This window comes from Mesorhizobium sp. ISC25, assembly GCF_042295465.1.
GTDB lineage: Bacteria > Pseudomonadota > Alphaproteobacteria > Rhizobiales > Rhizobiaceae > Mesorhizobium.
Genome location: NZ_CP135441.1, coordinates 999053 through 1017013 on the forward strand (window position 1 = coordinate 999053; position 17961 = coordinate 1017013).

Genomic DNA, 17961 nt, shown 5'->3' on the forward strand with positions numbered 1-17961 from the left:
CAAAACTGGAATCCTGCGAAGCGATGGCAATAGCATCGGGAGGCCGACATGGCTGACACTCACACCGGATCATGCTTGTGCGAGGCAGTGCGGTTCCAGACACTAGGACCGCTACGCGGTGTCATCTACTGTCATTGCTCGCAGTGCCGGAAGCAGAGCGGGCATTTTTATGCGGCGACCAACGTTGCCGCCCGAGACATCACAATCACTGGCACGGAGAGCATCACCTGGTACGAGGCTTCTTCGTTCGCCAGGCGTGGCTTCTGCAAGACATGCGGCTCTCTGCTGTTCTGGAGGCCGAGCGACGATGGCTATGTTTCGGTCATGGCAGGCCTGTTCGACGCGCCAACCGGGCTTCAAGGAGAATGCCATATCTTCGTCGGCGACAAGGGCGACTATTACTCCATCGACGACGGGCTGCCGCAGTTCGAGAAGTCGACGCCGTCGATCAAGGTGGCAGGCGACTGATTTTTGAAGAGGTCGCCTTATTCCCTTGGTCCAGCCATTGCGCTAATCCCCTGCCGGTGATTCCGAAGGGTTTTGGCATGCAGCGGCTGATCGACGCTTTTTACAATTCGGTGCGGGCATTTCGCAAACTGGCCGCCAGCGAAAAGGCCTTCCAGCAGGAACTGATGCTGCTCGTGCTTGCCTTGCCGCTCGGCTGGTTTGTTTCGATATCGTGGCGCGGCTATGCGCTGCTGATCGGCGCGGTGCTGCTCCTGATCATGGTCGAAGTGCTGAACACCGGCATCGAGGCGGCGTGCGATGCGTTCAGCCGGGAGTTCAACGTCGATATCCAGCTCGCTAAGGATTGCGGCTCGCTGGCGGTGCTTATTTCGGTGGTGATCGTCGCCGGCGTCTGGGGCATCGCCGTCATCGAGCGGATCCTCGGGGTACCGATCTGACGTCTCAGACACTACATGCCGGTTGATTGAGGAAACCGACATGGCCGATATCGCCGGATTTCTGCTGCTTGAACGTGAGGGCCTGCCGGACGATCTGCGCTGGCTGGTCGAAAAATATCCGCGCGAGGACTGGCAGGCGCACGCCAACATCCACGGCACGGCCAATATGTGGCTGCAGCGGCACGACAGGTTCCGCGAGCTTGGCGGCATGCTCACCAATGGTATTGGCGATTATCGAGAAGGTAGGCTGAACGCGCCGGAGTTCGCGCGCTGGTTCGCGCCGCGCCTCAACCATTTCCTCGGCAATCTCGACGGCCACCACAATGTCGAGGACCATCATTATTTCCCGGTCTTCGCAAGGGCCGAGACCCGTCTGAAGCGCGGCTTCGAGATTCTCGATGCCGACCACCACACAATCCATGAGGGACTGGAGCGCAATGCCCAGGCGGCAAATGCCTTCATCCGCACGCTTCAGGAGAGCGAAGACAAACAGCGTTTCGCCGCCGATGCCTATGCTGACGAGAACAGCCGGCTGATCGCCATGTTGACCCGGCATCTTGCCGACGAGGAAGACCTCATCATCCCGCTGATCCTCGAGAAGGGCGACCGCGCGCTCGGCATTGATTGACGATCAGCTTCCCTTGTGGAGTTCCTTCTTGGCGACGATATGGGCCGCGAGCCAGCCGAGGATGGCCACAACGAGGCCGATTGCCAGAGCGATCAGCAACCGCTCGTGGCGGGCCAGCGCCTGGCCGACGATGTGCTCCGCGCCCAGCCCGAAGACATAACCGACAGTGCAGAACAGTGCCGCCCAGACTACCGACGAGATGGCGTTGAGGATGATGAAGCGCGCCGCGGCGATGCCCGACAGCCCGGCCGCGATTCCGCCGACCAGGCGCAGGCCATAGATGTAGCGGTTCGACAGCACGAAAATGTTGGGATGAGAGGTGACAAGGCGGTAGGCGTGGCTGAAGCCCGGCCGGGCTCGGAGCCTGATCACGAATTTATGATCGGCGAAGCTCCGTCCCAGGATGAAGAAGAACGTGTCGCCACCGAAGGCGCCGAGCGCGGCTGCGAGAAACGCCTGCCACGGGACGAAGACATGCTGATGCGCAAAGAAACCGCCAAGGATGGCGGCGCTTTCGCCCTCGGCGACGCAGCCCAGAAAAACCGCGACCAATCCATATTGCTCAATGAGACGATGGATGACTTCCGTCATGAAGACGTTCGCTGCTTCGACAGAATGTCGTCGATGCGCTTCACCTGCTCGGCCAGCCGGGCGATCTCGTCTCGCATGCCGATGATCTGGCTGTGGCGCAGTTCATCGAGCTTCTCGTGTAACGCCATGATCTCGATCTCGGCCTTGAGATTAACCTCATAGTCGTGGGCGGCGTCGATTCGATCGCGCTCCGTCTGGCGGTTCTGCGCCATCATGATCACTGGCGCTTGCAGGGCGGCGACCATGGAAAGTACGAGATTGAGGAAGATGAAGGGATAGGGATCGAAGGCGGCGCGCGACAAGAGCCAGACGTTGCCTGCCGTCCACAGGATCAGGAAGCCAATGAATGCCAGGATGAAGGACCACGAGCCGCCGATCCGGGCGATGGTGTCGGCCAGGCGATCTCCAAACGTCTGGTGAAAGGCGACGGCCTTGTTGGTGTCCTTGGAGATCGTGGTGCGCTCGAGCGTAGATTGCAGCACCCGGCTTTCGAGCGCGCTGAGGCCGTCCGGCTTTCGCTTCAGCCAGCGGTTTGCCATGTCCTCGATCGTTTTATTCATCGTCGCCTCCGTCGTCAGCGATAGAGGTAGAAGCTGCCGGTTCAAACGGGAAGTGGTAGATTGACGCGATGGGTCAGGAAACAATGGTGGATTTTCGGAAAATTCGCGCCCGTGCAGCGAAACGCAAAGGCGGTGAGGCAGCGCTTACGTCGCTGCTGGGCCACATGCCCGACAATCCCGCGGTGGCAAAGATTGCGGACGACCGGATCCTGTCGACCATGGCCGAGCGGGTCTTTGCCGCCGGCTTCGTCTGGCGTGTTATCGAGCAGAAATGGCCGGGTTTCGAGGAAGCGTTTCTTGGCTTCGAGCCGAAGCGGCTGCTGTTCCAGCCTGACGATTTCTGGCACGATCTCACCGCTGACAAGCGCATCGTCCGCAATCCGCAGAAGATCAAGTCCGTACGCGACAACGCAGCCTTCGTCGAGCGCGTGTCGAAGGAGCATGGCAGCTTCGGCAAGTTCCTGGCCAATTGGCCGGCGGATGACCAGGTCGGGTTGATGGCCTATCTCGGCAAGCACGGCAGCCGGCTCGGCGGCAATACCGGCCAGTATTTTCTGCGCTGGCTGGAGTGGGACGCCTTCATCGTCTCGGCCGACATGGCGGCAGCGCTGCGCGACGCTGGGCTCGACATTGCGGAGAGCCCGACATCGAAGAAGGACCTGGGCAGGATCCAGGTGCAGATCAACGCCTGGGCGGCGGAAACCGGGCTGCCGCGCCGACACATTTCGCGCATTCTGGCAATGTCGATCGGCGAGAACCATCCGCCGGAAGCCTTGCGCGAATATATGGGCGAATAGGACCGATTGGTTGGTCCAAACGAACGCCATTGCCCGACGAATTTTGCCGCGCTAAACCCACGGGCATGACCGACAAGACCGCTCCAGACATATTGCGCATCGCCGTTGCCCAGCTCAACCCGACAGTCGGCGACGTCGCCGGCAATCTTGCCAAGGCACGCGAAGCGAGGGTGGATGCCGCCCGCCAGGGCGCCGACCTCGTGCTGTTCACCGAGCTTTTCCTTGCCGGTTATCCGCCTGAGGATCTGGTGCTGAAGCCCGCCTTCCTGAAAGCCTGCGAACGGGCGGCGGAGGATTTCGCCGGCGATACCGCCGACGGCGGCCCGGGTTTCATTATCGGCACGCCTTTGAAGCGCAAGACCGGCACCCACAATTCGATCATCTTTGCCGATGGCGGCAAGATCCTTGCCGAACGCTACAAGCTCGATCTGCCGAATTACGGTGAGTTCGACGAGAAGCGCGTCTTCCAGGCCGGCCCCGAGATCCAGGGGCCGATCAATTTCCGCGGCGTGCGCGTGGGAGTGCCGATTTGCGAAGATATCTGGGGCGAGGTTGCCGTCTGCGAGACGCTGGCCGAAAGCGGCGCGGAAATCCTGCTGGTCCCGAACGGCTCGCCCTATTATCGCGGCAAGGTCGATGTCCGCCACCAGATCGTCATCCGCCAGGTCATCGAATGCGGACTGCCGATTATCTATGCCAACCAGCTTGGCGGCCAAGACGAGCTGGTCTTCGATGGCGCATCGTTCGCCATAGGCGCTGACAAGACGCTGGCCTTCCAGATGAGCCAGTTCGAGGAGACGGTCAACGTCACCACCTGGAAGCGAAAGAATGACATCTGGGTCTGCACTGACGGACCGATGTCGAAAATCCCGGAGAAGGAGGAGGCCGACTATCGCGCCTGCATGTTGGGCCTGCGCGACTACGTCAACAAGAACGGCTTCAAGAATGTCGTGCTCGGCCTTTCCGGCGGCATCGATTCGGCGATCTGCGCGGCACTTGCCGTCGATGCGCTCGGCGAGGAACGGCTGCGCGCCGTGATGATGCCTTACCGCTACACTTCGACGGACTCGCTCAAGGACGCCGAGGACTGCGCCCGCGCGCTCGGCTGCCGCTACGATATCGTGCCGATCTTCGAGCCGGTCGAGGGCTTCCTGCACACACTGACGCAGCTTTTCGAGGGCACCAAGGAAGGCATCACCGAGGAAAACCTGCAGAGCCGGGCCCGTGGCACCATCCTGATGGCGATTTCCAACAAGTTCGGCTCGATGGTGGTCACCACCGGCAACAAGAGCGAGATGTCGGTAGGCTACGCCACGCTCTATGGCGACATGAATGGCGGCTTCAACCCGATAAAGGACCTCTACAAGATGCAGGTCTATGCGTTGTCGCGCTGGCGCAACGCGCATGTGCCGCCGGGCGCGCTAGGCCCGTCCGGCGAGGTGATCCCGAACAACATCATCGACAAGGCGCCCTCGGCGGAGCTCCGTGAGAACCAGACCGACCAGGATTCGCTGCCGCCCTATCCAGTGCTCGACGACATATTGGAGTGTCTGGTCGAAAACGAGATGGGCGTCGACGAGATCCTTGCGCGTGGCCATGACCGGGCGACGGTGACGCGCGTCGAGCACCTGCTTTACGTCGCCGAATACAAGCGCCGGCAGGCGGCGCCCGGCGTGAAGATCACCAGGAAGAATTTTGGCCGAGACCGCCGCTATCCCATTACCAACCGGTTCAGGGATGGCGGGTAGGCGATTGGCTGCATAACGGTTTAGCCATGGCCAACTTTGAGATCAGCTTCGACCTGTCGCAGATCGACTTCCGGGCGACGTCCGACATTTTGAAGGAGAGCTATTGGGGCAGCGGCCGCAGCGATGAACTGCACCGCCGCGCCTTTGCCAACTCACTGTGCGTCGGCGCCTATGTCGGCGGCAATCAGGTCGGCTTCGGCCGGGCGATCACCGACCGTACGGTATTTGCCTATCTCGCCGACATCATTGTCTGGCCCGGGTATCGCGGGCAAGGCATCGGAATCCGGCTTGTCCAGGCGCTTATCGGTCATCCGGATTGCAAGACTGTCACGCATTGGAGCCTGTCGACCAACGACGCCCACGCGGTTTACGAGAAGCTCGGCTTCAGGCCTTCCACGGACGGCCGCTACATGCGGCTTGACCGTGTCGTGGCAACCTGAACAGAGGCAGCGCACAACCGGCCGTTGTTGCAAAATCGTCTCACTGCTTGGACCAGATGCGTTTTCGGCTATCTACTGACTTGGCGCGGCATTGAGGCGTCTCTATAAACGCCTCTCCGCGATTCCCCTTCAGGAGGAACCGAATGCCAGGATTTGACATCGTCATGCGAGGCCGCGAAGCCTAGGTCTCAATCGGCAAGCCAGAAGGTTCTTACCTTTGCGGCGAAGCCGAGCTGAGAACAGGCGTTCGTCGATGCCGGTCGCCGCCCGTATTCGGGCGAGCCGCCAAATGTGCCGAACCTCCGCATTCCTTTGTTGTTAATTCGCCCGACGCGGTTTTTTCAATTTTCGACCTTTTCCGGGATCGGGCTCGTTTGCGCCCGAATGACATCATGGCTCGTTTTCGAATAGATTTGCGCGCGGGCGCATTTCGCAGCGTTCTTGGCTTCACGCTCAGCCATTGGCGGCGTCAGCCGTGGCGGCTTGCCGGCATTATGGGCGCGTTCCTGCTGTCGACCTTGGCCGACGTGCTGACGCCGCTCTATTCCGGCCGGCTGGTCGACGCCGTTGCCAGCAGTGCCGCGGCCGACGATGTCGCATGGAATGCGGCGATGGCTGCCTTTTCGATGCTGGTTGCCCTGGCGCTCACCGGTGTCGTGCTGCGCAATCTCGCCTTCATGGCCATTGTCGAGCTGACGTTGAAGATGATGGCGGATATCGCCGCCGACGCCTTCTACCGCGTCCAGCGCTTCTCCACCGATTGGCACGCCAACAGCTTCGCCGGATCGACGGTGCGCAAGATAACGCGCGGCATGTGGGCGCTCGACCTGCTCAACGACACGATCCTGATCGCGCTGCTGCCGTCGGTCGTCATGCTCGTCGGCTCGACGCTGCTGCTTGGCTGGTTCTGGCCGCTGATGGGCGCGATCGTCGCCACCGGTTCGGTTCTGTTCATCGCGGTGACGACGATGCTGTCGCTTGGCTATGTCGCGCCTGCGGCAAGGCTTGCCAACGCGTGGGATACACGGCTTGGCGGCTCGCTGGCCGATGCGGTGAGCTGCAACGCGGTGGTCAAGGGTTTTGGCGCCGAGGAACGCGAGGAGACACGGCTTGCCGAGGTCGTCGCCAAATGGCGCGGCCGCACGCGGCGCACCTGGGTGCGCGGCACCGTCAACGGCACCACGCAAGGCACGATGCTGCTGCTTTTGCGGGCAGCGGTCATCGGGTTCTCCCTGCTTTTGTGGTCGTGGGGGCAGGCAAGTGCCGGCGACGTCGCCTTCGTGCTGACCTCATTCTTCGTGCTGCAAGGCTATCTGCGCGACATCGGCACACATATCCGCAATCTGCAGCGCTCGATCAACGACATGGAGGAACTGGTCGACTTCCAGTCCGAACCGCTCGGCATCGAGGATCGGCTCGGCGCCAAACCGATCCGGATCACCGATGGCCGCATCACCTTCGACAACGTCACGTTCCACTACGGTAGCCACCGCTTGCCGCTGTATCGTGACTTTTCGGTGGATATCGCGCCGGGCGAGCGGGTCGGGCTGGTTGGCCATTCAGGCTCCGGAAAGACGACGTTCGTCAAGCTGATCCAGCGCCTCTACGACGTGACTGCGGGAAATATCCTGATCGACGGCCAGGATATTGCCGATGTGGCGCAGGCGTCGCTGCGCGCACAGATCGCGATCGTCCAGCAGGAGCCGATCCTGTTCCACCGGTCGCTGGCCGAAAACATCGCCTATGCCCGGCCGAGCGCCACTCAGGCCGAGATCGAGCACGCGGCGCGGTTGGCCAGCGCGCATGACTTCATCGCCAATTTGCCGAAAGGCTATGGCACGCTGGTCGGCGAGCGTGGCGTAAAGCTGTCGGGCGGCGAGCGTCAGCGCGTTGCAATCGCACGCGCCTTCCTCGCCGATGCGCGCATTCTCATCCTGGACGAGGCAACGTCGAGCCTCGATTCGGAATCGGAGGTGCTGATCCAGCAGGCGATGGAGCGCTTGATGGTCGGCCGCACGACGCTGATCATCGCCCACCGGCTGTCGACGGTGCGCGCGCTGGACAGGCTTCTGGTGTTCGATCGCGGCCACATTGTCGAGGAGGGCTCGCATGACCAACTGATCCGGCTGCAAGGCGGCATCTACCGTAGGCTGTTCGAACGCCAAGCGCTTGAGCTGACCAAAGGCCTGGTGATCTGACGGTTACGGCGCCGCGCGCCTTAATAGACGCGCGGCGCTGCCGTCTTTTCTTCGTCTTCGTCATGTTCTATGTCTGCCGCAGAGCGCGGGGGCGCGTCTTGTCAACAGCAAAACCATCCGGTACGCCCCGCTCATGACAGTTACCGTCCGTTTCGCCCCGTCACCGACCGGCCGCATTCACATCGGCAATGCGCGCACGGCTTTGTTCAACTGGCTGTTCGCCATCAAGAACAAGGGTCGCTTCATCCAGCGCTTCGACGACACCGACATTACCCGTTCGACGCAGGAATTTTCCGACGCCATCCTTTACGACCTGCATTGGCTGGGCATCTTCCCCGATGCCACGGAGTATCAGTCGCGGCGGGTCGAAATCTATGATGCCGCACTGGAAAGGCTGAAGGAGGCCCGCCTCGTCTATCCGTGCTATGAGACGCCTGAAGAGCTCGACCTGAGGCGCAAGGTGCGCCGCACGCGTGGCCTGCCGCCAGTCTATGGCCGCGAGGCGCTGACGCTGACGCCTGAGCAGGTCGCGGAATATGAGGCCGATGGCCGGCGGCCGCACTGGCGCTTTCTGCTACCCAACTTCACCGGCGATCCGCTGCAGCCGGAGCGCACCGAAATCCACTGGAACGACCTGGTGCGCGGCGAGGAGACCGTCGACCTCGCCTCACTTTCAGATCCGGTTCTGCGGCGCGAGGATGGCACCTACCTCTACACGCTGCCTTCGGTGATCGACGACATCGAGATGGGTGTCAGCCATGTCATTCGTGGCGACGACCACGTCACCAATACCGGCGTCCAGATAGCCCTGTTCCGGGCGCTCAGCGCCGAGCCGCCGGTGTTCGGCCACCACAATCTTCTGACAACAGCATCAGGCGAGGGGCTTTCCAAGCGGACCGGCGCGCTGTCCATCCAGAGCCTGCGTGAGAGCGGCATAGAGCCAATGGCGGTCGCTTCGCTGGCGGTGCTCGTCGGCACCTCGGAAAACGTCGTGGCGGTGCCGACGATGGCTGAACTTGCCGAGCGCTTCGATCCGGCGGCAACATCGAAATCCGCCGCCAAATTCGATCCGGACGAGCTCTTCGTGCTCAACCGCACGCTGCTGCACCACATGCCGTTTTCCGAGGCGCGCGACCGGCTGATCGTGCTCGGCATCTCTGGCGAACAGGCCGAGCCTTTCTGGGTGGCGGTGCGCGGCAATCTCGACAGGCTGGCCGATGCGGCGATCTGGTGGCGTACGCTTCGAGACGGTCCAGAGGAGCCGGCGGAGTTTTCCGACGATGACCGCGATTTTCTTCGCCAGGCGTTCGAACTGCTGCCGGAGGAACCTTGGAACGGCACCGTCTGGAAAGACTGGACCGGCAAAATCCGAGCGGCGAGCGGCCGCAAGGGCAAGGCGCTGTTCATGCCGCTGAGGCTGGCGCTTACGGGACAGCCTTCGGGTCCGGAGCTTGCAGAGCTGTTGCCGCTGCTGGGTCGGGAAGGAACGTTGGCCCGACGACCCTGACCTTGCGCTGTTCCGGCGGCGGCAGGGACGTCGGCGAGGGCACGGGTTTGACGGCAAGGCGTCTGATCGCCTCACGGTCGAGGCCGCCTTGCGCATTGGCCAGGGTCTCCGGGTCGGCGCCCGGATCAGGCTTGGCAACCGGCAGCGGAATGAACGAGGTGGTCTCCACATTCGCTTCGGATCGTTCCGGGCTGGGCGGGTTGCCGGCGATAATTTCGAAATTCTGCGCGGCGTTGCAGCCGCAGGCCGGCGGCCGCGGCATGTCGGACTGCTTGTAGAGGTAGGCCGTCGGCAGTTCGATATAAGGCCTGCCGGTCACCGAAGACGTCATCGACGCCGAATCGCCGTTCATGCCGCGCGTGTAGAAAACCTGCATCTCGGTGCCGGGGCAGCTCGATTCGCAATTCTTCCGATCGCGCTCGAAATCGCCCAGCGAGGCCGCATTCGACATTGGGAAGAAATAACCGTCGCAGGTCCGCACGCACATGGTGCGGAATTCGCCTCGGGGCTGGCCCAACTCGTCGGCGTTGTTGAGCATGCTGCGGATGTTGCGCGGCTGACTTAGTTCTTCAGCCTGGTCGGGCTCGTCAGGCTGGTCGGGCGCACCGGGTTCACTGCCCAAAAGCTGGTCGAGCAGGTTTCCGTTGCCGTTTTCACCGCTGGCTTCGCGAACCGGTGCGAGCGTCGGCGGCGCCGCATCATCGCGGCAGCCATTGGCATCAAGCAAGGTCAATATGCGCGCGCGATCGCGTCGCGAACCACCGCCGGCAAGGTCGGCGCGCTTGGCCTGCAAGACGTCGAGATTGGCTGCCATGCGATCGATGGTCGCGTCGAGTGCTGCGCATGCGTTGGCGTTGCGGCGAGACAGCGAAAAGCCGCAGCCGGCGCTGCTGGACTGGCTGACGGCTTTTGAAATCTGCTGGCGCTGCCAGACGATCGCGTCGTCATATTTCCTGAGCAAGGCCGGCTTGCCGCCGCCACGTGAAGCGGCCGCAAGATCGGCTTCAAGTTGGCGGCAGAGGCGCGAAGCGGCCTGCGCCTGAGTGACGGCAATACCGCATAGTAGCAGGGCGCCGAGCAGCGCGGCGGCCCGCGTCAGCTTGCAACTTGCGCCCGTCATCCCTCCGAAACTCCGCCTGCCTGTCGTTCAGAAAGCTACCGCGCTTGCGTTAACCGTTTGTTTAGCATACCGCCGATTCCGGCTTCAGCCCAAATGCGCGATGGCTTGCCTGTGCGCGGCTTCGACCACGACCAATGCTGTCATATTGACCACGCCCCACGACGTATTCGGACAGAGCCAGAACCGCGACATCCTGGCGTTGCACGAAAAAGGCGTATTCGCCCAGAAGAGTGCCTGGATCCAGCAATGCCCGGAGGCTTGGCATGACCGCGATTACCCGTCGAGCCGCACTGCAATTTGGTCTTTTGTGCCTGGCGATGCCGGTTGCCATGGCGCAGGAAAAGCCCATCACGCCGGATTGGGGCACCAAATTGGTCGAAGCCGCCCGTGAGCAGATCGGCGTCACCACGCTCTACGATCCGACCTATACACGGCTGGCCTATCCGGGCGGGGACGTTGAGCCCGAGCGAGGTGTGTGCACGGATGTCGTGATCCGCGCCTATCGCCGCGCCTTCGATCTCGATCTGCAAGAATTGGTGCATGAGGATATGCGGGCCAATTTTGCCGCCTATCCCAAGGCTTGGGGCCTGAAAGCGCCGGATCGCAATATCGATCACCGCCGTGTGCCCAATCTTGCGGTCTATTTCGAGCGGCGCGGTGCTGCCTTGCCCGTCAGCCAAGACCCCGCCGACTATCGGCCTGGGGATATCGTCGCTCAGATGCTGCCCGGCAACCTGTCACATATTGCCATCGTGTCGTCCAATCGCTCCACTTTGGTGCCGACAAGAAGGCTGGTCATTCACAATATCGGCAGCGGAGCAAGGGAAGAGGACACTTTGTTTGCCTTCAGGCAGACAGGGCATTTCCGGTTCAAGCCAGTCTGAGAAAGCCCGCGGCTACCCCAGATCGACGATGGCTTGCGCCTTATGCGCGGCTTCGACCACGGCCAGTGCCGTCATATTGACGACACCGCGCGACGTCACCGACGGCGTCAATATGTGCGCCGGGCTGTCGGTGCCGAGCAGGATCGGGCCGACATGCAGCGCGTCCATCATCGTGCGTAGCGCGGTCAGCGTGATGTTCGCCGAATCGAGATTGGGGAACACCAGCAGATTGGCTTCGCCTTTCAGCCGCGAATGCGGATAGACGCGCTGGCGCAGCTGTTCCGACAGTGCCGAGTCGGCATGCATCTCGCCGTCGCATTGCAGGTCGGGCGCGATGCGCGCCAAGATCGCCGCCGCCTGCCGCATCTTCATGGCGCTTGGCGAATCGCGGGAGCCGAAATCAGAATGCGACAGCAGCGCTGCCTTGGGCTCGATGCCGAAACGCTGAATTTCCTCGGCCGCCAAAACGGTCATTTCCGCAATTTCTTCGGCGGTCGGGTCGACGGAGACATGGGTGTCGGTGAGGAAAATGATGCCGCGCTGCGAGATCAGCATGGAAAGCGTCGACAGGTCGCGATCCCTAATACCGGCGCGCGGTCCGATGATCAGCGTCACGTTGCGCAAATGGCGCTCGAAACGGCCTTCGAGGCCGCAGACCATGGCGTCGGCGTCGCCGCGCTTCAGGGCAAGGGCCGCGATCACCGTATTGTCGGTGCGCACCATGGTGCGCGCCGCTTCCGTCGTCACCCCACGCCGGCCGGCAAGCTCGATCAAAAGGTCGACATAGTGGCGGTAACGCGGATCGTCTTCCGGGTTGATCAAGCCGAAATCGACGCCCGGCTTGATGCGCAGCCCGTAGCGCTTCAGCCGCACCTCGATGACATGCGGGCGGCCGATCAGGATCGGTTCGGCAATGCCTTCCTCGAGCACGACTTGCGCGGCGCGAAGCACGCGCTCGTCCTCGCCGTCGGCGTAGATGACGCGCTTGGCGCTCGACGTCTTAGCCATCGAAAACACCGGCTTCATGACCAGGCCGGAGCGGAAGACGAAGCGGTTCAGCTTGTCGATATAGGCGGCGAAATCGGTGATCGGCCGGGTCGCGACGCCGGTCTCGCAGGCTGCCTTGGCGACGGCAGGGGCGATGCGCAGGATCAGCCGCGGATCGAAAGGCGAGGGGATCAGGAACTCCGGACCGAAGATCGGCGTCTCGCCGGAATAGGCACGCGCGGCGACGTCGGACGGCTCTTCGCGGGCAAGTGCTGCAATCGCTCGCACCGCCGCCATCTTCATCTCTTCGTTGATGGCGCTTGCGCCGCAATCCAGCGCGCCACGGAAGATGTAAGGAAAACAGAGTACGTTATTGACTTGATTGGGGAAATCGGAGCGGCCCGTGCAGATCATCGCGTCGGGCCGTGCTGCCCGTGCTGCTTCCGGCATGATCTCGGGATTGGGGTTGGCCAACGCCAGGATCAGCGGCTTGGGCGCCATGTGGTGAAGCAATTCCGGCTTCAGCACGCCGGCGGCAGACAGGCCGAGAAACACGTCGGCGCCGGGCAGAACGTCGGCCAGCGTGCGCGCTTCGGTATCCTTCACATAGGGGTCTTTCCAGCGGTCCATCTCCTCGACGCGGCCCTTATGGGCGACGCCGAACCGGTCGGTGACCCAGATGTTTTCGACCCGCGCGCCGAGCGAGACCAGAAGGTTGAGGCACGCAAGCGCCGCAGCACCTGCGCCCGACGTGACGATCTTGATGTCGGAGATGGACTTGCCGGCGAATTCCAGCCCGTTGAGCACGGCGGCGGCGACGATGATGGCGGTGCCGTGCTGATCGTCATGGAAGACCGGTATGCCCATGCGGGCTTTCAACTGCTCCTCGACTTCGAAGCACTCGGGCGCCTTGATGTCCTCCAGGTTGATGCCACCGAAGGTGGGCTCCAGAGCGGAGATCGTCTCAACCATGCGCTCGATGCCCGGTGCATCGATCTCGATGTCGAAGACGTCGATGCCGGCGAACTTCTTGAACAGTACGGCCTTGCCTTCCATCACCGGCTTGGAGGCGAGCGGACCGATATTGCCGAGGCCCAGCACCGCCGAACCGTTGGTGACGACGCCAACAAGATTGGCGCGGGCTGTATAGTCGGCGGCGGTTGCCGGATCGTCGCGGATTTCAAGGCAGGGGGCGGCGACCCCCGGCGAATAGGCAAGCGCCAGGTCGCGCTGATTGCCGAGCGGCTTCGTCGCCTGGATTTCAAGCTTTCCGGGACGGGGGTGCTTGTGGAAATAGAGCGCTGCTTCGTCGAGGTCGGATCGCGCCGCCTTCTTGCTTTCGCTTGTCATGACGGGCCTCCCTGCGATCCTGCCTTGAAGCCTTTTAGCATGCAGCATTGGTTTTTCACGACGCCAAATGACGCAACCGCCATTTTGCTTTGCGAAACGAGTAAAATCGATTTGTTTCAGTTAGTTGTGCTAAAATCCTGCCGTGCTATTCAAGTGGTTTCCTCTCCGCCGTTCAGAACGCGCTGATGTAGAGGCCGCCGTCGACCGGTATGTTCTGTCCGGTCAGGTAACCGGCGTGAACCGAGCACAGGAAGGCGCAGATCTGCCCGAATTCCTCCGGCGTGCCGAGTCGCTTGGCCGGAACATTGGCCGCTGCTTGCGCCTTGCGCGCGGCGGCGGCGGCCGGATCTTCGGGTGTGCCGGCCTCGTGCGGGCCGCGTAGCCGGTCGGTATCGAGTTTTCCCGGCAGCATGTTGTTGATCGTTACATTGCGGTCGATCACCGTCCGCGCGACGCCGGCGAGGAACGAAGTGAGGCCGGCGCGGGCGCCGGACGACAGATCGAGGCCGGGGATGGGAACGTAGACCGACAGCGACGTGATGTTGACGATGCGGCCGAAGCCGCGCGCCGCCATGCCGTCGATCACGGCCTGAACCAGCTCGACAGGGGTCACCATGTTCTGAGTGACGCCTTCGAGGATCTTTTCGCGGTCGAGCGCACGGAAATCGCGGAACGGCGGACCGCCATTGTTGTTGACGAGGATGTCGGGATCGGGGCAGGCGGCAAGCAGCGCCTTCTGAACGTCGGGCTTCGATATGTCGCCGACGATCTCGGTCACCCTGACGCCGAATTTCTCGCGCAGTTCGGCGACGGTTTTGGCCAGCACGTCGGCGTTGCGGCCGTTGACGACCAGATCGCAGCCTGCCTCGGCCAGTGCCATGGCGCAGCCGCGTCCCAAGCCTTTGCTCGAAGCGCAGACGATGGCCTTCTTGCCGCGAATGCCGAGATCCATGGTGATTTTCTCCTCTGATTGCCGCGGCAACCTAGCCGTATGGCTGGACCAATCGCAACCGTCATACGGTTGTTGCATGAATCGGGGCATAGCCTCACCGAAAGCAACGGTGACAATGATGTCCGGCGCAGAGCCCCGCACTTTCCGCAGCATGTTCATCTCCGACGTCCATCTCGGATCGAAGGCGGCGAAGGCCGAGTTCCTGATCGATTTCCTGCGCCATCACGATGCCGATATCATCTATCTCGTCGGCGACATCGTCGACGGCTGGCGCCTGAGACGGAGCTGGCATTGGCCGCAGAGCCACAACGACGTCGTCCAGAAATTGCTGCGCAAGGCGCGCAAGGGCGCCAGCATCACCTACATCGCCGGCAACCATGACGAGTTCGCGCGCCAGTTCCAGGGCGTTCATTTCGGCGGCATTGTCGTTGCCGATCGTGCCATCCACGAGACCGCCGATGGCAAACGCCTTCTTGTCATCCATGGCGACCAGTTCGACACAGTCGTCCATAATGCGCGCTGGCTGGCCTATCTCGGCGACTACGCCTATGACGCGGCCATGCTGCTCAACCGTGTCATCACGCGCCTGCGCCAAGTGCTTGGCCTGCCTTACTGGTCGTTCTCGTCGTGGGCCAAGGTCAAGGTCAAGAAGGCGGTGAACTTCATCGGCTCGTTCCAGACCGTGCTGACCGAGGAGGCGCGCCGCTCGCATGTCGACGGCGTGATCTGCGGGCACATCCACCATGCCGCGATCGAAAGCTATGAGGACGTGCAATACATCAACACCGGCGATTGGGTGGAGAGCTGCACGGCGGTGGTCGAGCATTTTGACGGCCGGATGGAGATACTGCACTGGGCGCATGTCCTACCGGAGACTCCGGTCGGCAGCGAGGTGCTCGTGCCGATCGACATCAAGGGCAGGGCAGTCCAGGCGGCTTGACCAGATCCGGCCTCATCTCGCTTTAATCGGTTAGTCCAGCGGTTTCATCGACTTTTTCGCCGTGTTAAGCAGCGGCAGGTGTGGTGGGCCGGCCCGGCTGAATGCCGTGCCGACGGATTGCCTGCCAATGTCCTCGCTGCCGCCGCTTTCGCCCGAACAGCTCGTCAAGCCACGTCATTTCGAACTGCGCATGAGCTTGATCTTCTTCACGCTCTTCGTTCCGCTCGGAACGCATGTGCCCTATTTCCCGCTGTGGCTGCAGGCGAAGGGGTTCCACGCCGAGCAGATAGCCGTGATCCTCGCCGCACCGATGTTCCTGCGCGTGGCGACGACGCCTTTCCTTACCGCGCTGGCGGACAAAGCGAGCGACCGCGCCAATGTCTATGTTGCGCTGGTCGCCGCATCGCTGATCCTGTCTGCCGGCTACTTCCTGCCGCCGACCTACGCAACGGTACTTGCCGTATCCCTGGCGCTGACGGTCGTCTGGACGCCGTATTCGCCGATTGCCGATTCGCTCGCCCTTTCAGGTGTTCGCCGCTTCGGCTCCAACTACGCGGGCATGCGCAAATGGGGCTCGATCTCCTATCTCTGTGCCAATCTCGCCGGCGGTTTCATCCTCTCGGCAAGCGGTGCGCAGGCTGTTCCGGTGATCATCTTCGCGGCGCTGTGTGCCGCGCTAGCCGCCGGACTGATCGCGCCGCGCCTCGGCCGGCCACGCCGCGCCTCGCCGCTTTCGGCCGCCGATATCCAGCAATCGGCACCGAAACTCCTCAACCGGTACTTCCTCTATTTTTCGACAGGAGTCGGCGTCATCACCGCCAGCCACGCATTTCTCTACGGCTTCGTGTCGATCTACTGGAAGTCGATCGGCATCACTGATTCGGTTGTCGGGCTGCTGTGGGGGTGGGGCGTCGTCGCCGAGATATGCATGTTCGTCGTCTTCACCCGGGCTTTCGCCTCCTTCTCGGTCGTCTCGATCATGCTGATTGCCGGGATAGGCGCGATCATGCGCTGGATCGCTTTCCCTCTGATCTGGCCGCTTGGGCTTGGCGTTGGCGGGTTTTTCGCGATCCAGACACTGCACGCCGTCTCGGTGGCACTGGTGCTGATCGGCCTGCAAAAGATGATCGGTGAGACAATCGCGGAAGAACGCACCGGGGCGGCGCAAGGCATCGCCTATTTCTCCAATGGTTTCTTCATGGCGGTGGCAACGCTGATTTCAGGTCCTCTTTACGATCGCTTCGGCGCGAATGGCTTCTTTGCGATGATCCCCATCGCCCTGACGGGCCTGGCGCTGATCGGGCTTGCGGCGCGTTCAGCCCCACAGCGCCGGCTCGGGCGGTGACACCAGCGAACCTTGGTAGACCAGACCGGGAACGCGGTCGCGGGCTAGCAGCAACGGACCGTCGAGATCGACGAAATCGGCATCCTGCGCCAACAGCACGGCCGGCGCCATCGCAAGCGATGTGCCGACCATACAGCCGACCATGACGCCAAGACCCAGTTGGCGGGCGCGGTCGCGAAGCACGAGTGCTGCGGTCAGGCCACCGGATTTGTCGAGCTTGATGTTGACGGCGTCATAGAGGCCGACAAGCGCTTCAAGATCCTTCGCCTCGTGCACGCTTTCATCGGCGCAGATCGGCACCGGATGCGCGATGTGGCGAAGAATACCGTCATGTCCCGCCGGCAGCGGCTGTTCGATCAAAGCGATACCGTGCTCGGCGGCAAAGGCGAGGTTTGCGACGATATTGTCGTCATTCCAGCCCTCATTGGCGTCGAGAATGATTCGGCTGTCAGGTGCCGCCGCCGTCACTGCACGGATGCGTGCGATGTCGTTGTCGCCGCCGATCTTGACCTTGAGTAGCGGGCGCTGGGCGTTGACGCGGGCTTGCGCCGCCATCGCCTCCGGCTCGGCGAGCGACAGTGTGTACGCCGTCTCAAGCGCCCGTAACGGAACGGTTCGTATCGTATGCGCCACCGGTGTTCCGGTGATCTTCGCTTCAAGGTCCCAGAGCGCGCAGTCAATGGCATTGCGTGCCGCACCCGCAGGCATGGCACCGAGCAGGGCGATGCGGCTGATGCTGTGCGCGATCTCACTGCGCATCGCCTCGATCGCGCCGCGCACACCCTCCATGGTCTCGCCATAGCGCTTGTAAGGGACGCATTCGCCGCGCCCTGTACGGCCGTTTTCGGCAATGGCGCAGGAAATCACCTCAGCTTCGGTCTTCGAGCCGCGCGAAATGGTGAATGTCCCGGCGATGGGAAAGCGCTCGGCCTCGACCGAAATGACACGCGCCATATTTTTCTGCTCCGGCTGTGCAACAAGGAGGATGTCGGCAAATCGACAGGTCGGC

Annotated in this window: 17 protein-coding genes; 11 read left to right on the plus strand and 6 right to left on the minus strand. The window is 62.3% G+C overall.

Annotation, left to right across the window (positions count from 1 at the left end):
• Positions 1-48: 48 nt before the first annotated feature.
• From RQ479_RS04895 to RQ479_RS04905, 3 genes are all read left to right on the plus strand, one after another.
• The gene (locus RQ479_RS04895) at positions 49-468 is read left to right on the plus strand and encodes a GFA family protein (protein ID WP_376704300.1); all 420 of its coding nucleotides are present in this window, start codon (positions 49-51) and stop codon (positions 466-468) included.
• Between the two features lie 77 nt (positions 469-545).
• Entirely contained in the window at positions 546-905 is a 360-nt protein-coding gene (locus tag RQ479_RS04900) for a diacylglycerol kinase (protein ID WP_352466382.1), read from the plus strand.
• Between the two features lie 40 nt (positions 906-945).
• The gene (locus tag RQ479_RS04905; protein ID WP_376704301.1) at positions 946-1533 is read left to right on the plus strand and encodes a hemerythrin domain-containing protein; all 588 of its coding nucleotides are present in this window, start codon (positions 946-948) and stop codon (positions 1531-1533) included.
• 3 nt (positions 1534-1536) lie between these two features.
• Here RQ479_RS04905 and RQ479_RS04910 read toward each other — a convergent pair whose 3' ends face one another.
• Together RQ479_RS04910 and RQ479_RS04915 are read right to left on the minus strand one after the other, a co-directional pair.
• Entirely contained in the window at positions 1537-2124 is a 588-nt protein-coding gene (locus RQ479_RS04910) for a DedA family protein (RefSeq protein WP_376704302.1), read from the minus strand.
• A complete protein-coding gene (locus RQ479_RS04915; RefSeq protein WP_352491628.1) occupies positions 2121-2684 on the minus strand; it encodes a DUF1003 domain-containing protein in 564 nt (187 codons plus the stop codon). Before RQ479_RS04915 ends, RQ479_RS04910 begins: the two co-directional genes overlap by 4 nt.
• Positions 2685-2767: 83 nt before the next feature.
• Between RQ479_RS04915 and RQ479_RS04920 the strand changes: the two genes are divergently transcribed.
• From RQ479_RS04920 to gltX, 5 genes are all read left to right on the plus strand, one after another.
• Positions 2768-3481, plus strand: a complete 714-nt coding sequence (locus RQ479_RS04920; RefSeq protein ID WP_376705871.1) for a DNA-3-methyladenine glycosylase I — start codon at positions 2768-2770, stop codon at positions 3479-3481.
• A gap of 65 nt (positions 3482-3546) precedes the next feature.
• The gene (locus RQ479_RS04925) at positions 3547-5229 is read left to right on the plus strand and encodes an NAD+ synthase (RefSeq protein WP_376704303.1); all 1683 of its coding nucleotides are present in this window, start codon (positions 3547-3549) and stop codon (positions 5227-5229) included.
• 26 nt (positions 5230-5255) lie between these two features.
• On the plus strand, positions 5256-5669 hold the full coding sequence (locus tag RQ479_RS04930) for a GNAT family N-acetyltransferase (protein ID WP_376704304.1): 414 nt from the start codon (positions 5256-5258) through the stop codon (positions 5667-5669).
• Between the two features lie 392 nt (positions 5670-6061).
• Positions 6062-7867, plus strand: a complete 1806-nt coding sequence (locus RQ479_RS04935) for an ABC transporter ATP-binding protein (protein WP_376704305.1) — start codon at positions 6062-6064, stop codon at positions 7865-7867.
• Between the two features lie 133 nt (positions 7868-8000).
• A complete protein-coding gene (gene gltX, locus RQ479_RS04940; RefSeq protein WP_376704306.1) occupies positions 8001-9374 on the plus strand; it encodes a glutamate--tRNA ligase in 1374 nt (457 codons plus the stop codon).
• On the opposite strand, the gene RQ479_RS04945 is transcribed toward gltX, so the two are convergent.
• Positions 9292-10494: a DUF2865 domain-containing protein gene (locus RQ479_RS04945; RefSeq protein WP_376704307.1), complete on the minus strand. Its 1203-nt coding sequence runs from the start codon at positions 10492-10494 to the stop codon at positions 9292-9294. The genes gltX and RQ479_RS04945 overlap by 83 nt on opposite strands.
• 263 nt (positions 10495-10757) lie before the next feature.
• Here RQ479_RS04945 and RQ479_RS04950 point away from each other — a divergent pair, with 263 nt between their 5' ends.
• Positions 10758-11378 (plus strand): DUF1287 domain-containing protein, encoded by a 621-nt coding sequence (locus RQ479_RS04950; protein ID WP_376704308.1) that lies wholly within the window; start codon positions 10758-10760, stop codon positions 11376-11378.
• A gap of 12 nt (positions 11379-11390) precedes the next feature.
• On the opposite strand, the gene RQ479_RS04955 is transcribed toward RQ479_RS04950, so the two are convergent.
• Both RQ479_RS04955 and RQ479_RS04960 read right to left on the minus strand, forming a co-directional pair.
• Positions 11391-13715, minus strand: coding sequence for an NADP-dependent malic enzyme (locus tag RQ479_RS04955; RefSeq protein ID WP_376704309.1), 2325 nt, complete (start codon positions 13713-13715; stop codon positions 11391-11393).
• Positions 13716-13887: 172 nt separating this feature from the next.
• Entirely contained in the window at positions 13888-14667 is a 780-nt protein-coding gene (locus tag RQ479_RS04960; protein WP_376704310.1) for an SDR family oxidoreductase, read from the minus strand.
• A gap of 118 nt (positions 14668-14785) precedes the next feature.
• On the opposite strand from RQ479_RS04960, the gene RQ479_RS04965 reads away from it, so the two are divergent.
• Together RQ479_RS04965 and RQ479_RS04970 are read left to right on the plus strand one after the other, a co-directional pair.
• A complete protein-coding gene (locus RQ479_RS04965; RefSeq protein ID WP_352720983.1) occupies positions 14786-15607 on the plus strand; it encodes a UDP-2,3-diacylglucosamine diphosphatase in 822 nt (273 codons plus the stop codon).
• Positions 15608-15734: 127 nt separating this feature from the next.
• Positions 15735-16952: an MFS transporter gene (locus tag RQ479_RS04970; protein ID WP_376704311.1), complete on the plus strand. Its 1218-nt coding sequence runs from the start codon at positions 15735-15737 to the stop codon at positions 16950-16952.
• On the opposite strand, the gene dgcA is transcribed toward RQ479_RS04970, so the two are convergent.
• Positions 16923-17906 carry an N-acetyl-D-Glu racemase DgcA gene (dgcA, locus tag RQ479_RS04975; RefSeq protein WP_376704312.1) on the minus strand — a complete coding sequence of 328 codons (984 nt, stop codon included), beginning with the start codon at positions 17904-17906 and terminating at the stop codon, positions 16923-16925. The two genes, RQ479_RS04970 and dgcA, sit on opposite strands and share 30 nt — an antisense overlap.
• Between the last annotated feature and the right edge of the window lie 55 nt (positions 17907-17961).

Bases quoted from the DNA above. Each gene is read 5' to 3' on its own strand.
- RQ479_RS04900 (WP_352466382.1), top strand. From the start codon at position 546: ATGCAGCGGCTGATCGACGCTTTTTACAATTCGGTGCGGGCATTTCGC.
- gltX (WP_376704306.1), top strand. From the start codon at position 8,001: ATGACAGTTACCGTCCGTTTCGCCCCGTCACCGACCGGCCGCATTCAC.
- RQ479_RS04955 (WP_376704309.1), bottom strand. From the start codon at position 13,715: ATGACAAGCGAAAGCAAGAAGGCGGCGCGATCCGACCTCGACGAAGCA.
- RQ479_RS04945 (WP_376704307.1), bottom strand. From the start codon at position 10,494: ATGACGGGCGCAAGTTGCAAGCTGACGCGGGCCGCCGCGCTGCTCGGC.
- RQ479_RS04920 (WP_376705871.1), top strand. From the start codon at position 2,768: ATGGTGGATTTTCGGAAAATTCGCGCCCGTGCAGCGAAACGCAAAGGC.
- RQ479_RS04950 (WP_376704308.1), top strand. From the start codon at position 10,758: ATGACCGCGATTACCCGTCGAGCCGCACTGCAATTTGGTCTTTTGTGC.
- dgcA (WP_376704312.1), bottom strand. From the start codon at position 17,906: ATGGCGCGTGTCATTTCGGTCGAGGCCGAGCGCTTTCCCATCGCCGGG.
- RQ479_RS04895 (WP_376704300.1), top strand. From the start codon at position 49: ATGGCTGACACTCACACCGGATCATGCTTGTGCGAGGCAGTGCGGTTC.
- RQ479_RS04935 (WP_376704305.1), top strand. From the start codon at position 6,062: ATGGCTCGTTTTCGAATAGATTTGCGCGCGGGCGCATTTCGCAGCGTT.
- RQ479_RS04910 (WP_376704302.1), bottom strand. From the start codon at position 2,124: ATGACGGAAGTCATCCATCGTCTCATTGAGCAATATGGATTGGTCGCG.
- RQ479_RS04930 (WP_376704304.1), top strand. From the start codon at position 5,256: ATGGCCAACTTTGAGATCAGCTTCGACCTGTCGCAGATCGACTTCCGG.
- RQ479_RS04965 (WP_352720983.1), top strand. From the start codon at position 14,786: ATGTCCGGCGCAGAGCCCCGCACTTTCCGCAGCATGTTCATCTCCGAC.
- RQ479_RS04960 (WP_376704310.1), bottom strand. From the start codon at position 14,667: ATGGATCTCGGCATTCGCGGCAAGAAGGCCATCGTCTGCGCTTCGAGC.
- RQ479_RS04925 (WP_376704303.1), top strand. From the start codon at position 3,547: ATGACCGACAAGACCGCTCCAGACATATTGCGCATCGCCGTTGCCCAG.
- RQ479_RS04915 (WP_352491628.1), bottom strand. From the start codon at position 2,684: ATGAATAAAACGATCGAGGACATGGCAAACCGCTGGCTGAAGCGAAAG.
- RQ479_RS04970 (WP_376704311.1), top strand. From the start codon at position 15,735: ATGTCCTCGCTGCCGCCGCTTTCGCCCGAACAGCTCGTCAAGCCACGT.
- RQ479_RS04905 (WP_376704301.1), top strand. From the start codon at position 946: ATGGCCGATATCGCCGGATTTCTGCTGCTTGAACGTGAGGGCCTGCCG.